The sequence below is a fragment of the Mesorhizobium temperatum genome (assembly GCF_002284575.1).
GTDB lineage: Bacteria > Pseudomonadota > Alphaproteobacteria > Rhizobiales > Rhizobiaceae > Mesorhizobium > Mesorhizobium temperatum.
The window spans coordinates 76388-90894 of record NZ_NPKJ01000058.1; the positions used below are offsets into that span (position 1 = coordinate 76388).

At 63.2% G+C, this 14507-nt stretch carries 13 protein-coding genes; 4 read left to right on the forward strand and 9 right to left on the reverse strand.

Annotated elements, in window-relative coordinates:
* The first annotated feature begins 35 nt into the window (after window positions 1-35).
* The gene (locus tag CIT26_RS21120; RefSeq protein WP_167391495.1) at window positions 36-2123 is read left to right on the forward strand and encodes a PAS domain S-box protein; all 2088 of its coding nucleotides are present in this window, start codon (window positions 36-38) and stop codon (window positions 2121-2123) included.
* Between the two features lie 134 nt (window positions 2124-2257).
* Here the strand turns inward: CIT26_RS21120 and CIT26_RS21125 are convergent, their stop codons facing one another.
* From CIT26_RS21125 to CIT26_RS21150, 6 genes are all read right to left on the reverse strand, one after another.
* Window positions 2258-2665, reverse strand: coding sequence for a hypothetical protein (locus tag CIT26_RS21125; RefSeq protein WP_095494412.1), 408 nt, complete (start codon window positions 2663-2665; stop codon window positions 2258-2260).
* Window positions 2666-2941: 276 nt separating this feature from the next.
* Complete coding sequence (locus CIT26_RS21130) at window positions 2942-4228, reverse strand: flavin monoamine oxidase family protein (RefSeq protein ID WP_095494369.1); 1287 nt, start codon at window positions 4226-4228, stop codon at window positions 2942-2944.
* A gap of 136 nt (window positions 4229-4364) precedes the next feature.
* Entirely contained in the window at window positions 4365-5423 is a 1059-nt protein-coding gene (locus tag CIT26_RS21135; protein WP_095494370.1) for a dipeptidase, read from the reverse strand.
* 183 nt (window positions 5424-5606) lie between these two features.
* On the reverse strand, window positions 5607-5906 hold the full coding sequence (locus tag CIT26_RS21140) for a GNAT family N-acetyltransferase (protein ID WP_095494371.1): 300 nt from the start codon (window positions 5904-5906) through the stop codon (window positions 5607-5609).
* Between the two features lie 3 nt (window positions 5907-5909).
* On the reverse strand, window positions 5910-6533 hold the full coding sequence (locus CIT26_RS21145; RefSeq protein ID WP_095494372.1) for an alpha/beta hydrolase: 624 nt from the start codon (window positions 6531-6533) through the stop codon (window positions 5910-5912).
* A 10-nt stretch (window positions 6534-6543) separates the two neighbouring features.
* Window positions 6544-7476: a VOC family protein gene (locus CIT26_RS21150; RefSeq protein WP_095494373.1), complete on the reverse strand. Its 933-nt coding sequence runs from the start codon at window positions 7474-7476 to the stop codon at window positions 6544-6546.
* A gap of 218 nt (window positions 7477-7694) precedes the next feature.
* On the opposite strand from CIT26_RS21150, the gene CIT26_RS21155 reads away from it, so the two are divergent.
* On the forward strand, window positions 7695-9272 hold the full coding sequence (locus CIT26_RS21155) for an alkaline phosphatase family protein (protein ID WP_095494413.1): 1578 nt from the start codon (window positions 7695-7697) through the stop codon (window positions 9270-9272).
* Between the two features lie 52 nt (window positions 9273-9324).
* Here the strand turns inward: CIT26_RS21155 and CIT26_RS21160 are convergent, their stop codons facing one another.
* Window positions 9325-10779, reverse strand: coding sequence for a PRC-barrel domain-containing protein (locus CIT26_RS21160; RefSeq protein ID WP_095494414.1), 1455 nt, complete (start codon window positions 10777-10779; stop codon window positions 9325-9327).
* 293 nt (window positions 10780-11072) lie between these two features.
* Between CIT26_RS21160 and CIT26_RS21165 the strand changes: the two genes are divergently transcribed.
* Window positions 11073-11993 (forward strand): diacylglycerol/lipid kinase family protein, encoded by a 921-nt coding sequence (locus CIT26_RS21165; RefSeq protein WP_095494374.1) that lies wholly within the window; start codon window positions 11073-11075, stop codon window positions 11991-11993.
* 29 nt (window positions 11994-12022) lie between these two features.
* Here the strand turns inward: CIT26_RS21165 and CIT26_RS21170 are convergent, their stop codons facing one another.
* The gene (locus CIT26_RS21170; RefSeq protein ID WP_095494375.1) at window positions 12023-12223 is read right to left on the reverse strand and encodes a hypothetical protein; all 201 of its coding nucleotides are present in this window, start codon (window positions 12221-12223) and stop codon (window positions 12023-12025) included.
* A gap of 182 nt (window positions 12224-12405) precedes the next feature.
* Here CIT26_RS21170 and CIT26_RS21175 point away from each other — a divergent pair, with 182 nt between their 5' ends.
* Window positions 12406-13938: a sensor histidine kinase gene (locus tag CIT26_RS21175; protein ID WP_206072792.1), complete on the forward strand. Its 1533-nt coding sequence runs from the start codon at window positions 12406-12408 to the stop codon at window positions 13936-13938.
* Window positions 13939-14038: 100 nt separating this feature from the next.
* Here CIT26_RS21175 and CIT26_RS21180 read toward each other — a convergent pair whose 3' ends face one another.
* On the reverse strand, window positions 14039-14503 hold the full coding sequence (locus CIT26_RS21180) for a hypothetical protein (protein WP_095494377.1): 465 nt from the start codon (window positions 14501-14503) through the stop codon (window positions 14039-14041).
* Window positions 14504-14507: the final 4 nt, after the last annotated feature.

The window sequence follows — 14507 nt, forward strand, 5'->3', positions numbered from 1 at the left end:
CTCTCGGTGGCACGACTGTGAAATGACGGCTGACCATGACGGCTGAAGCAGCACGCAGCGATAGGCACGGCGTCAGGCAGGGCGCGGCAATGGCGGCTGTCCATGTCGTTCGCCGGCTTCGCGAAGCCGGCGACTGGCAGCGCGAGATGGACAGCATTCTTGAAACGCTTTGCGCGGCGATGGATTGCCAGCGCGGCATCCTGTTTCGGCTGCGCGAACTGCCCGGCCAGGGCTTTGCCCAGTCGGTCTCGGCTTACTGGATCGACCCCCGTTTTGGCGGCGAACTGGCGTCACCAACGGTGATAATGCAGTCGGTTGTCAATTCTGACCCACTGCTGGAACGGTTGGCGGAGGACGAACGGCAAGGCAAGATCTTCGCCGGACACACGCGCGACCTCGAAGGCTTTCTGAGAACCGACTTCGAAAAGCAGCGCATCAAGTCGTTCCTGTCGGTGTCGGTCTTTGCGCATGGCCATTTGTGGGGCACGCTGGCGGTCAACGACTGCGTGAACGAGCGCGAATGGACCGACGAGGAAGAGGCAACACTGCACATCGTGGCGCTGGCCATCGGCGACGCCATCGAACGATCGCTTTCCGATGCCCATGCCAGCGAAGTCATCCGCCGCACCATGCTGCAGGCCTCGCTCGACGCCATCATCGTCATCGACGAGACCGGTTCGATCATCGAATTCAATCCAGCCGCCGAAAAGATGTTCGGCTACCAGCGCAGCAACATCCTCGGCAAGGACCTGCTCGACACCGTCGTTCCGGAATATTATCGCAAGGGCTATGTGTCGGGCGCCGAATACATGTCGGGCCGCGGCGCGCCGATGGTCGGCCAGCGGATCGAGACGGTCACCCAGAATGCGGCCGGCGAGGTCTTTCCGATCGAACTGACGGCGACCGAGATGCGGGTCGCCGACCGCCGCCTGATCTTCGGCTCGATTCGCGACCTTCGCGATAAATTGCGCGCCGAGGAGGAGATCGGCCGCCAGCGCGAAAAGCTGCACCAGAATGAGAAGATGGCGGCGATGGGTTCGCTGCTTGCCGGCGTGTCACACGAGCTCAACAACCCGCTTGCCGTGGTCGTCGCCCAATCGACGCTGTTGCACGAGTTCGCTTCAGACCCGCAGACCAAGGTGCGCGCCGAAAAGGTGCGCGCCGCCGCAGAGCGCTGCGGCCGCATCGTCAAGAGCTTCCTCTCCATGGTCCGCCTGCATCCGGCGTCACAGGCCGAGACCGACCTCAACCAGGTGGTCCGCGCGGCACTCGAAGTGACTGCCTACGGCGCGAGGTCGACCGGCATCATTATCGATACCGATTTCGCCAGCGGCCCGCTGCTGGCCATGGCCGACGCCGACCATGTGACGCAAGTGGCCGCCAACTTCCTCATCAACAGCCAGCACGCTCTGGCCGGCATCGGCGGCGACCGGCTGATCAAGGTTCGCACGTTTCGCAGCGATCGCGGCAATCCCTGTTTCTCGGTCGAGGACAACGGGCTGGGCGTGCCGGAAGCGATACGCTCTCGCATCTTCGAATCGTATTTCACCACCAAGCCGGTCGGCGTCGGCACCGGCATCGGCCTGTCGATCTCAAAATCGATCATCGAACGGCACAATGGCAATGTCTGGTTCGAGGAAGTTCTGCCGCGGGGCGCCCGTTTCGTCGTCCAGTTGCCGGCGATCTCCGCCGGCGCGGCCGCCGCCGGCGAAACCCCGTCGCGCTCGAGCGGATTGCGCCATGCGCTGATCATCGACGACGAGCCGGATGTCGCGGCGTCGCTGTCCGACATTCTGGAATTGATGGGCATCAAGTCGCGAGTCGTGCCGGCCTGGGAATCGGCCGCTGCGACATTGACCGGCCACATGCCACCGGACATCGTCTTTTCCGATCTGCGCATGCCCGGCACCAGCGGCATATCAGTCTATCGCGAATTGCTCGCCGAAAAGCCCGATCTGGCGCGGCGCTTCGTTCTGGTCACCGGCGACCTGATCGGAGCGAAAGCCGAAATCGAGGCGTTGCCCGCGCCGCAGCGTCCGCAGATCCTGGAAAAGCCGTTCAGCACGCTGGACGTGCGCGGCGTGCTGTCTGCCATTGCCGAGCAGGCCGCATTGGGCAGCTAGAACTTCGGACTGGTGGAAATCGGTTTTTGAAAAAATCCGATGCTCAAACAAGGGCTAGAGTCCAGAGAAAAAAGACTCCCGGCCGAGGATGCGGCGGGAGCCTGCCTAGAGCGCTGGAGGGTCGCTCGGGGGGGTCAAAAAACGTTCGGCGTATCGGTCAGCGGCGCGGCATTGGCAATCACGCGGACCACGCGAGCCTTGTGAATGCCGGACTGCTCGGCGATGACGCGCAGGCAGTCCGCACTTTCGGCGCCCCAGGCCTGCCCCTTGCAGGCAAAATCGATCTCCGGCATCGGCAGGCGCGCGGTCTTTGTCGTGGTCGGCGCGCCGTCGACGATGTTTGCCGGCGGGTTCAGTGAAGCAAAGGCTGGACCAACCGTCGGCGCGAAGGCCATGCCGACGAACGCGACGGCGCCCAGCACCACGAACAGCGCCATCGGATGGTCGTTGGCGCGCCGGCGCAGCGCCAGCTTCGGCCGCCGATCGTTGCGCTCCGGTGCCTGCAGGCGGTCATTGTAGGCAGTCTGGATTTTCGTATGCATCGCCAATCCCTTCATCGATTTTCTTTTTCTGTTGAAACGAACTTAGCCGCACCCGGTAACGGACGAACGACGCACGCAAACTGACCGTGTAACAGATTTGAAACCGGAATTCGGGCAGTACCGGGCATAATCGGTCATGCGAGGGCGAGGGAGTTCGTTGCCGAACTGTTTCATGCAGTCGCATGTTCACGGGATCAAATCACGCCGCCGCTGTGGCCCGGCGACGTCCGGTCGCCACCTTGAGACGCCTCACCTGCGACCATGAGGCGCTTGTGACTATTGCGGATTAAATTCCGAGAGGATTTTCTGTGCAGCAATGCGCCCAGCCACGATTGCGCCTTCGACATAGCCCGGAAATGACGGCGACAATTCCGAGGATGCGAAATACACTGGCGGCGCGCCGGCCAGGATGGTTTGCTCGGCGTCGGTGGCACTCGTATCGATGATGAGATCGCTGTAGCCGCCGCCGCTCCAGCGATCATCGGTCCAGTCGCGACAGCTGAAATCGGTGAAGCTGCCTGCGTCCGTGCCGAGCGCCTCCTTGAGCCGCGCCGTAACCTCCGCGCGCAACGCGGCATCTCCCAATTCCCGCCAGCGTAGGGCAAGCGGCCCGCCGACGAAGACGACCAACGCAGGGTGGCCGCCATCCTTGCTGACGTCACAGGCAAAAAGTGCCGGCGGATCGCGCCACATCACCATGCCGCTCAAGCCCTTGGCGCGCCAAAAGGCTGTGGGGTAGCGCACCTGCATTTTGATCACCGCGCCGCTTTGCCAGACACCGAGGGCCTTTTCCAAGGCAACCGGCAGCGCCGGCGCGAAATCCAGCTTCGAAGCCATCATCGGCGGCATGGCGATCAGCGCCATTCGCGCCGTGATCGAGCCCGTCGTCGACGCGAGACGAACGCCTCCCAGTCTGCGCTCGATCGTTCTGACCGGCGTGTTCAATCGCAGGCGGTCGCCGAGATCCTCAGCCAGATCATCCGCCAGAGACTGCATGGTTTCGTGCACGAAATACTGCAGCTCCGACACCTCATTGGTGATACGGCGGTCATTGTCGATGAGGTGCCAAAGCGGCAGTTTTTCGAGCGCCTGGCACCACAGGCCCTCGATCATCGAGCGAAAAACCGCCTTGGCCTCACCGGGATCGTTCTGGCGATCGAGCCATGCGGCGACGGTCAAGCCGGCAATAGTCGGATCGCCCGGTGCAATCGCGTTCATGCGGTCGCGGATCGCCATCGAGGTGTAGTAGATTCGCTCGGCTTCCTTTTCGCCCGTCAGCGGCTGGGCAATGACATCGCCCTTAACATAGGTCTTGACCAACGTCTTACCGCGCGTTCGCACCAGGGCCATCAGTTCCGGCATGTCCTCGCACAGGAACTGACCGCCGCTGTCGATCAGCTCGCCAAGCCCATTCCACTTGGACTCGACCCGCCCTCCGACGCGGCCGCGCGCCTCGAGCAGCACAAAATCAATGCCGGCCTTGTTCAATTCATGCGCGGCTGACAGGCCGGTAAAGCCGGCGCCGACGATGGCGACATCGGTTCGTACGGTCTGGCGCTTCAAGAGCCGGCCCTGAAGTTCTCGAAGTCCGCAATCATCCGCGGCTTGAGCTCCGGAGACAACGGTCTTGTCGAGATCATCAAAACCCCGCTCGATCGATATATTGCAGGTCGCTGGCTACTCTGCCGGGCGACACGCTTTACCCGATGGTCTTTTCCAGCATACTGATCCAGTTGCGATAGGCGATCTTCTCGATCAGCGCGCGACCGAAGCCGCGCTCGGCGAACGCATCGAGCAGCTTCGGCAGGCCGGTGACGTCGCCGATCACGGCCGGGATCATGGCGCCGTCGAAATCGGACCCGAGGCCGACGCCGTCTTCGCCCAGCGCCTGCAGCAGTGAATCGACATGGCGCACCATGATGTCGAGACTGGTATCGGCATTCATCCTGCCGTCCTCGCGCAAAAACCCGGTGGCGAAATTCAGTCCGACCATGCCACCCGACTCACGGATCGCGCCGAGCTGCCAGTCGGTGAGGTTGCGGGAATGGCCGCAGATCGCATGGACGTTCGAGTGGGTCGCCACCAGCGGTGCGTCGCTGATCTCGGCGACGTCGCGAAACCCCTTTTCGTTGAGGTGCGAAAGATCGACCATGATGCCGAGCTGGTTGCAGGCCTTGACCAGTGCCTTGCCGGCATCGGTCAGGCCAGGTCCGGTGTCGGGCGTCGACGGGAAACGGAACGGCACGCCGTGGCCGAAAGCGTTCGGGCGGCTCCAGACGATGCCGAGCGAGCGCAAGCCGGCCGCATGCAGCACGTCGAGCATCGTCAGTTCGGGGTCGATCGCCTCAACGCCTTCTATATGGAACACCGCCGCGACCGACCCTTGCGCCATCGCGTTTCGCACGTCGCCGGCGCTGCGGCAGACGGTGAGCGCCGACGCTCGTTCCAGCCTGAACAGGATCGAGGTCATGGCGATGGTGGAAGCGAGCGCGTCGGCGCGCGGAAGCTCGGGCGGCAACGGCTCAGTATCGCTCGGCGCAGGTGGAACCGTACTGCGCTTGGATTTCTCGACCGGCGGCGGAAAAATCGCGAACATGCCGCCGGCAAAGCCGGCTTTTTTCGCACGCGGCAGGTCGATGTGGCCACCCGATGTTCCCTCGATGAACAGCTTTTCGACATCCGCGTCCTTCGACTGATGGAGCCTGAGCAGCGTATCGTTGTGGCCGTCGAAGACGGGAACAAGATCGGTTTCGGTCATCAAGGGATCATTCGGTTCGATTGGTCGGGCGGCAATATACCTACTTAGGCAAGGCAATACCCACTAGGCAAGACAACCCACTGGGTAGGACGGGCGATCTGCGCAAATGCCACAGCGATGCCCGCCCTTGGCTGCCCGCCCTCAACCGTCACTGCGGGCTAAGGCCTGTGGGTAGGACCAGCGCTATTGCTTCAGCACGTCGGCCCATTCCGGGTGACGATGGAACTGGGCATTGGCGAACGGACAAAGCGGGATGATCTTCTTGCCCGCCGCGCGCGCGTCCTCGACGGCGCGGGTAACGAGGCGAAGCCCCGCGCCCTGGCCGCGAAACGCATCCGGCACCTCGGTGTGGTCGATGATGATCTGGTGCTCGCCGATCTTGGTGAAGGTCATCTCCGCCTCGGCGCCATCAGGCCCGCGCAAGAGATAACGGCCCTTGGAACCGCGATCCTCCAGTTCGATCTCCGGCAATTGGTCAAGCATTGCTTACGCTCCTTCCACCGGCGTAGCGGACAGGAACCGCCGCGCCGCCTCGATCTCGTTCGACTGCACCTCATGGCCGCCGTCGTGCCACTCCACTGTGACATCGGCGCCATCGGCGCGCAAATAGGCTTCGAGCCGAGCGGTCAGCTTGGGCGGACAGATCGGATCGCGCCTGCCTGCTGTGACCAGGATGCGGCGGCCGGCGAGACTTCCCTCGATTTCCGGCTCGAACGGAATCAGCGGATGCATCAGCACCGCCGCATCGAACAGAGAGGGCGCCGCGAACACCACCGAGGCCAGGATGTTGGCGCCGTTGGAATAGCCGAGGCCAAGCACCGACGAGGGCTTTGCCGCCTCGACATGTGCCTTGACGAAGCCGACCATCTTGTCCGTCGCCCGCGCCAGGTCGTCCATGTCGTAGACGCCCTCGCCGGTGCGGCGAAAGAAGCGCGCCGCTCCGTGTTCCGAGACATCGCCGCGCGGCGAGACGATGGTCGCCTGCGGCGCGAGATCACGCCCGAGCGATAGAAGCTGGCTCTCGTCGGCCCCGGTGCCATGGAAGACGAAGAGCAGCGATCCATCAGGCGAACCGGGCAGTGTCTTGTAGATGTAAGCGTCCTTGCGCATGGCCTTGTCCTCAGCCTTCCAGCTTTTGCAAATGTTGCTCGAGATAGGGCCTCAGATGCTGGTGCTGCGACGGCAGCTTCAGCGCCTCGCCGAGATGGGCGGTGTCCTCGTCGCGGTCGAAGCCCGGCTCGTTGGTGGCGACTTCGAACAGCACGCCGCCCGGCGTGCGGAAATAGATCGCCCAGAAATAGTCACGATCGATCACCGGCGTCACCTGATAGCCGGTGTCGATCAGCGCCTTGCGCACTTCGAGCTGCTTGGCGCGGTTTTCGACGGCGAAGGCGACGTGGTGGACGGAGCCGGCGCCGAGATCGGCAAAAGCGGCGCCCGGCAGCGATTCGATGTCGACGATATTGGCGCCGTTGCCGTTCTTCACCGCCAGCCTTTTTACACTGCCGGATGTGTCGACTTCTTCATAGCCCATGAATTTCAGCAACTCTTCCGTGGCGCCGCCATCCTTCAGCCTGAGCGACACCGAGTGAAAGCCGCGGATCGCCTCGTCGGAGGGAACATCGCCCTTCGCCCACGGCGTACGGGTGTCGGCCTTGTTCTCGACCAGCGCAAACCCGTCGCCGTCGGGACCGGCGAAGCCAAGGCGCTTCTCGCCGAAGCTCTCGTCGCGCGAGAGGCCGGCGACGCCCTCATCGGCAAAACGCTTTTCCCAATAGGCAAGCGTGCCTTCGGGCACCGAATAGATCGTGGTGCCGACTTCGCCGACGCCGTGGCGGCCCTTGCCGATGTTGGGGAACGGAAAATAGGTCATCACCGAACCGGGCGTGCCGACCTCGTCGGCATAGTAGAGATGGTAGACATCCGGCGCGTCGAAATTGACGGTTTTCTTGACCCGGCGCAGGCCGAGCCTTTTTGTGAAGAATTCGTTGTTCTGGCGTGCATCCCTGGCCATCGAGGTGACGTGATGCAGGCCCTTGATCTGGTCGAGCATTTTCCTGCTCCTTCCCTTGTCCTGTGCGGCCCATGCCGCGCTCCACGCCAATATGAGGACCCGCCGGCCGGCGGCAAAGGCCGCAAACACAGAATGGACTGTGCTCTATAAGTGAACAATAAGACAATTTTTGTTCACCGTTTCGCGAGCACCTCAGGCTTGCGTCGCCACAAAAATTCGGCTCCATGAGCGGCACGTTTTCAATGAAGGATACAGCAGTGGTCAGAAAAGACAGACGCCTGAATGTTCTCCTGATCACCTGCGATCAGTGGCGCGGCGACTGCCTGTCGGCGGCAGGCCACAAGGTGGTGCGGACGCCGAATGCCGACGCGCTCGCCGCCGAGGGGGTATTGTTTCGGCAGCATTATGGCGGCGCGGCGCCCTGCTCGCCGGCACGCGCCTGCCTCTACACCGGCCTCTACCAGATGAACAACCGCGTCTGCCGCAACGGCACGCCGCTCGACGCCCGCCACGGCAACATCGCGCTCTCGGCGCGCAGCCTCGGCTATGATCCAACGCTGTTCGGCTATACCGACGTATCGCCCGATCCGCGCACGCTGGCGCCGGGCGACCCGCGGCTGAAAAGCTACGAAGGCGTGCTGCCCGGCTTCACCGCGCGCCAACTCCTGCCGGAGCACCAGAAACCGTGGCTGTCGTGGCTCAAGGCGCGCGGCATTGATAGCGGCGCCGGCTTTCCCGACATCCATCGCCCAGCGGACGAGCTTGGAGGCACGACCGACAGCGCGGTGACCAACGCGCCGCCCGTCTACTCGAAGGACGAAACCCCAGCCGCTTTCCTGACCGGCGAATTCCTCCGCTGGCTTGGCGAACAGGAGCGCGATACACCGTGGTTCGCGCATCTTTCCTTCCTCAGCCCGCATCCGCCGTTCATCGTGCCGGAACCCTACAACAGCATGTATGATCCTGCCGAGGGACCGGCTTTCCACCGCGCCGTGAGCTGGCAGGCCGAGGCAGAAAGCCATCCCTACCTTGCCTACAACCTTGACCTGCAGGAGCGTTCGAATTTCCGCCCCGGTGCCGAGGGCAAGGTGCGCGATTGGGGCGACGACGATTTTGGCCGCATCCGCGCGCTCTATTACGGCATGATCTCGGAAGTCGACGCGCAGCTTGGCCGCATCTGGCAGGCGGTCAAGGCAGCGGATGCCTGGGATGACACCATCGTCGTGCTGACCTCCGACCATGCCGAAATGATGGGCGACCATTACATGCTGGGCAAGGGCGGCTTCTTCGACGGCAGTTATCATATTCCGCTGATCGTCCGCGACCCGCGTCGCCACAAAGCGGCCGGGGCCAGCGTCGACCGCTTCACCGAGGCGGTGGACATAGCGCCGACCTTGCTCGATCTGCTTGGCGAGGAAACCCCGCCGCATCTCGACGGACAGTCGCTGAAGCCGTTCCTGGATGCCGGGGAGCCGGGGAACTGGCGCGAGGCCGCGCATTGGGAGTTCGATTTCCGCTCGGTTGCCGACGGTCATGCCGAGCGCCATTTCGGCATCGGTCCGCGCCAATGCAATCTGGCCGTTATCCGCACGAAAGAATTCAAATATGTACATTTCGGCGGCGGCCTGCCGCCGCTGCTGTTCGACCTGGAGAAGGATCGGGACGAACTAACCAATGTCGCTGCCGACCCGGCCTATCTGCCGGTCCGGCTGGAGCTTGCCGAAAGGCTGCTTGCCTGGCGGGCAGAACATCTCGATCAGTCGCTGGCGCTTGCCGAACTGACCGAGGATGGGGTTGCCGGCCACGTCGCAGGCCTGCCACCTTTCCAGTCATGAAAAAAGGCCCGCGCCGTTGCCGGCGCGGGCTTTTTTTCGTCGTTAGAGCGAATTACCGCATCATCATGCGCTGCTCGTCGCGCTTCTCTGCATAGGTGCCCTTGTCGTAGGCGACCTGCGCCTCGAGCTGCTCCTTGGTGAAGTTCGTGTAGAGATAGCGGTTGCCATCCTTGTCGGTCATGAATTTAAGGTTGTCCATGCCGACCGCCACTTCCTTCTCGCCAACGCCGAGGAAACCGCCGACGTCGATGATGACGGCGTCGACCTTCTTGTCGCCCGTCAGCACGACGTCACCAATCTCACCGACGTTGACATCATTGGCGCCATAGACGGTGGTTCCAACCAAATCCTCGGACCGGATTTCGTTGATCGGCATTTCGGTCAGCGCCGACTTGTCGATCGCCGCGGTCTGCGTCTGGTCGGGGGCTGCGGCGTCAGGCGTTGCTGCTGGAGCCTCGGCTGTCTTGTCCATTGGAGCCGGAGCAGCGGTGTCAGGCGTTGCCGCCGGGGCCTGCGCCGTCTTGTCCGCCGGTGCCGGAGCAGCGGGTTCAGGCGTTGCCGCCGGAGCTTCCGCGGTCTTCTCCGCCGGGGCTGGAGTGACAGCAGGGGTGGTGGTCACCGGCGCCGGCGTCGCCGCGTCAGTCGATGCGGTTGTCGCCGGGGCGGGATCATAGGGCTCGCGGTTGAACTCCGGCAACGCCTCCAGACCCTCCCTCGTGGTCTCGGCTACCAGCCAGCGATCGCCATCCCTCTCAGCCCACTTGGCCTTGTCGAACTGATAGGCGACATTCTTTTCGCCAATCTCAAGGAAGCCGCCGACGCCAATGATCAGCGACTCGGCCTTGCCATCCTTGGCCAGGACGATGTCGTTCACGTCACCGATGTTTTGAGCGTCGTCGCCGGTGCCGTTGTAGACGGTCTCACCGATGATGTTGGTGGCAAGGTTGCCATCGGCGCGCTTCACGGGTTCGGCCGGAACCGGTTCGACCGGAGCCGCCGGAGCATTCTGTGCGGTGGTATCGGTCGTGCCAGAAGGGGCTGGAGGAGCCGTGGCCGTGGTGTCGGTGGCCGCAGGAACCGGATCGTAAGGCCTGCGGTCGAAGTCCGGCTGAGCCATCAACTCATCCTTTGTGGTTTGGGCAATCAGCCAGCGGTCGCCATTCCGTTCGGCCCATTGCAGCTTGCTGTAGTCGAAAGTGACATTCTTGGCGCCGACGCCAAGAAAGCCGCCGACACCGATGACGACGGATTTTGCCTGACCGTTTTCATCGAAGACGACATCGCTGACATTGCCGATGTTCTCGGCATCGTCGCCTGTGCCATTATAGACCGATTCACCGACGATGTTGGTCATCAGGCTGCCCTCGGCGCGCGCAACGGGAGTCGCCGGAGCTGTATCCTGAACTGCCGGGTCCTGCGTCGGCGCCGGAGTTGTGGTCGACTGCGCATAAGCACCGGTCGCAAGCAAAGCTGCGAGTGCGGTGGTGGTTAAAAGGGTGCGGATCATCATAATCTCTCCTCGTGCGTTATTCATTCACGCCACGAGCCGCCGGGTGGGAGATTGGTCGCGGCGTTACATATTCACAACGTCGTGACCGCGCCGTTGTTCCGACACCATGGCGAGCGTCGTGAAAAAACCACCCGAATCGCGCTCAATCATGCGTTCGGCCGGTGAGATTCGCTCCTGTATTTTCGTCAGAGCTGCGGAACTTTTTTTCAGCCGCCCCGTTCCAGCCTGTGGCTGGGTCTGTCTTGGCCGATGATTATCCAATGGTTGGCAAGAAAAAACGGAGCGGGGGGATGCGATTTGCGGCGGTGCTGAACCAGGAGGGCGGCACCCTGCGTACGATTGATCTTTCCGCCTTCACGGACCGGATGCGCCAGACGTTGGAGGCAGCAGGTCACTCCATCGATATCGACATCGTTGCCGGCAAGGACATCGTCGCAACGCTGGACCGCTTCGCTTCGAAGCACAGCGTCGACATTGTGCTGGCCGGCGGCGGCGACGGCACCATTTCGGCCGCGGCGGCTCGGTTAATGGGCAGGAAGAAGGCACTTGCCATTTTGCCGGCTGGCACGATGAACCTGTTCGCGCGCGGGCTCGGCATCCCACAGACCCTGGACGCGGCCGTGAAATCGTTTGCCGACGGCGAGGTGATCGCAGTCGATATGGCAACCGCCAACGGCAAGCCATTCGTGCATCAGTTCTCGATCGGCATGCATGCCAGGATGGTTCAGCTTCGCCAGACTATGGAGTTTGGCTCGCGGTTGGGAAAGATGCGGGCTTCAGTGAAGGCTGCCTGGGCAGCGATCAACAACCCGTCGGCAATGGAGGTGACGCTGACCATCGGCGAAACCGAGATCGTGACGCGCACCACCGGCATCGGCATCACCAACAATCTGTTCGGTGAGGGTCACCTGCCCTATGCCGACAATCCCGCCGGCGGCGTGCTCGGCATCTATGTCACGGTGGCGCGGCGGCGTGGCGAACTGGTCAAGGTCCTCTTCGACATGGCGCGCGGCAAATGGCGCGACAGTGAACATGTGGAAATCCACCAAGCTGACCGGGCCGTTTTGAAAGTCCACTCGGCTGCGAAGAAATTCCGCGCCGTCATGGACGGCGAACTGGTCAGGCTTGACCGCGAAACGACGATCGAAATTCATCCTGGCGCGCTGTACGTTCTCGTCCCGGCGCGCGCCGTCCAAGCGAAGGCAGCGTGATGCAGCTCGGCACAGTCGATCGGATAGCTTCAGCCTTTGGGAATCTCGCCCTGTTCGTCCCTGGGAAGCTCGCCCTGTTCGGTTGTCGACGTCTTGTCTATCATGTTGCCGTAAATCTCCGCGATGCCCCAGGCGATAAACGCCAACAGCAGCGCGGCGATCAAGATACGGAAAGTATGCCACCCCCAGCGTCCCTGGCGGGCTTTGTCTTCAGGAACGATCCTGGGCATGATCGGCCTCCATTTCGTTTGGCGCCGGCACGTCGTTTAGCGCCGGCAAGTCGTTTGGCGCCGGCGGGCGCGGCTGGCAAAACGTGGTTGAGTAACGGTTCCTCAAGGCGAAGGTTCCGGTTTCAGAGCCAGGCAACTGGCCTGGCGCGAATGGCTGCAACCCGATGCATTTGGGGGGCCTTGTGGATAGCAGGGTAGAGAAAAAGCCGAATCTGCCGGTCGATGTCCTTAGCGTGATAAGGGCTCAGGATCGGCTTGCGGTACTGCACGGTCTCGATGCAATCGACACGGCGGCCGATCCTGACTTCGACCATATCAGCGGTCTTGCCGCCGCGGTGATGCAAACGCCCATCGCGCTGGTGACGCTCGTCGATGTCGAGCGGCAATGGTTCAAGTCCTGTGTCGGCCTGGATGAGACCGAGGCCGCGACCGATACATCTTTCTGCGCCCATGCCATTGCCGCCGGCGACGAGCCGATGGTGGTGACCGATGCGACCACGGATCCACGTTTCGACGCCAGCCCGCTGGTCACTGGCCAGCACCATGTCCGTTTCTATGCGGGGGTGGCGATTGTGGTGGCCGGCGCCCGGATCGGCACGCTCTGCGTGCTCGACCGGAAGCCGCGCGCGTCCCCGTCTGCCGCCCAGCTCGAACAATTGATGGCGCTCGCCGGCCTCGCCGCCAGCTTGTTCGCATTGAAGGACGCCACTCGCAACGGCGCCAGCATCGCTGCAGCGCTGGCGCGCGAGGAAAAGCGGCGCGGCATCGCGCTCGATGCCGCCTCGCTCGCAAGCTGGGCATGGGATATCCACACCGATGTGATCGAATGCGATGTCCGGTTGTCCGAGCTGTTCGGCCTGCCGCGCTCGAACCGGCTGAGGGCGCGCGATATCCTTGCCGCCATCGACCCGCGTGATGTCTACCAGACCGAGACGCGCTTTCGTGACGCGCTGACCGGCGGCGACGATTATTTTGGCGAATACCGCGTCAAGGGCTTCACTCCGCCGCGCTGGCTCGCTACGCGCGGCCGTGTCATCGAGCGCGACGGCGACGGCAAGCCGACGCTGATCTTCGGCGTCAATTACGACATCACCGATCGCAAGCTCGGCGACGAGCGGCAACGTCTCCTGCTGCGCGAGCTGAACCATCGCGTCAAGAACACGCTGGCGACCGTGCAGGCGCTGGCGACGCAGACCGTTCGCCATGCCCGCCAGCCGAGCGATTTCCTCGAAGCCTTCAGCGCCAGGCTTCAGGCGCTGGGCGCCGCCCACAGCCTGCTGTCCGACCGCGAGTGGCGCGGTATCGGCATTCGCGAACTCGTCCAGATCGAGGTCAAGCCGTTCGACACCGCCGAACGGCCGCGCATGACGATCTCGGGCGCCGACCTGCTGCTTTCGCCCGACCAGGCAGTCGGGCTTGGCCTGATCCTGCATGAACTGGCCAGCAATGCGCTGCAATACGGATCGCTATCGACGGCTTCGGGAAAGGTCGATCTCGACTGGCAGGCACAGGGCCGGAAAGGCGCACGGCGCCTGGTGCTGACCTGGCGCGAAAGCGGCGGGCCTGAAGTTGCCTCGCCCGAACGCCACGGCTTCGGCTCGATCCTGATCCGCCGCAGCCTGGCCAAGGTCATCTCCAGCGAAGTGACCCACGAATTCCGGCCGGAAGGCGTGTTCGCCGAAATATCGATGCCGCTGGAGGATCTGCCGAAGTGACGGCTCGACCATGATCCCGAACCGAAGGTCCGCGTCAGCGAAAAGTGGAGCCCGGTTTTCGGATAAGATGTGGTCAAACAACAAGAAGAATCGCTTCGAACTATTTCGCTTCGCCGGCATCCGGATCGTCGGCATCGGGCTTCACGTTCTCGCGGTAGATGGCGTAGGCGGCGAGTGCAATCGCCGGGCCGAGTAGGGTGCCCAGGCCGCCTTTCCCCTTGAGTAGCGCCGGCAGCACGGCGAGCGCGGCCGTGATGCCGACCGCCTTCATATCGGCTTGGCGCCTCCGCGCCCGGCGTCGGGCGCGCGCGCCGGCCGACAGCTGATGGAAGAGCAGGAGAAGCCCTGCGATCACCAGGAGGCCGACCCCGAAACCAAGGCAGGCTGCCATCGGCCCATAGAGACCCGCCACCCAGATATAGGCCGCTCCGACGAGGAAACCGACGCCGCACAGTGCGGCAAGTGCTGCGAGCGCATAGACGATTGCAGCCGTGCGCGCGCGGCGCATGGCTGCAAGGGCTTCACCCGAGGCGAGGCCCGAGATCAACGATGCCAGCATTCCCATCTGG

Bases quoted from the DNA above. Each gene is read 5' to 3' on its own strand.
- CIT26_RS21180 (WP_095494377.1), bottom strand. From the start codon at position 14,503: ATGGGAATGCTGGCATCGTTGATCTCGGGCCTCGCCTCGGGTGAAGCC.
- CIT26_RS21125 (WP_095494412.1), bottom strand. From the start codon at position 2,665: ATGCATACGAAAATCCAGACTGCCTACAATGACCGCCTGCAGGCACCG.
- CIT26_RS21165 (WP_095494374.1), top strand. From the start codon at position 11,073: ATGCGATTTGCGGCGGTGCTGAACCAGGAGGGCGGCACCCTGCGTACG.
- CIT26_RS21145 (WP_095494372.1), bottom strand. From the start codon at position 6,533: ATGCGCAAGGACGCTTACATCTACAAGACACTGCCCGGTTCGCCTGAT.
- CIT26_RS21160 (WP_095494414.1), bottom strand. From the start codon at position 10,779: ATGATCCGCACCCTTTTAACCACCACCGCACTCGCAGCTTTGCTTGCG.
- CIT26_RS21135 (WP_095494370.1), bottom strand. From the start codon at position 5,423: ATGACCGAAACCGATCTTGTTCCCGTCTTCGACGGCCACAACGATACG.
- CIT26_RS21140 (WP_095494371.1), bottom strand. From the start codon at position 5,906: ATGCTTGACCAATTGCCGGAGATCGAACTGGAGGATCGCGGTTCCAAG.
- CIT26_RS21120 (WP_167391495.1), top strand. From the start codon at position 36: ATGACGGCTGAAGCAGCACGCAGCGATAGGCACGGCGTCAGGCAGGGC.
- CIT26_RS21170 (WP_095494375.1), bottom strand. From the start codon at position 12,223: ATGCCCAGGATCGTTCCTGAAGACAAAGCCCGCCAGGGACGCTGGGGG.
- CIT26_RS21150 (WP_095494373.1), bottom strand. From the start codon at position 7,476: ATGCTCGACCAGATCAAGGGCCTGCATCACGTCACCTCGATGGCCAGG.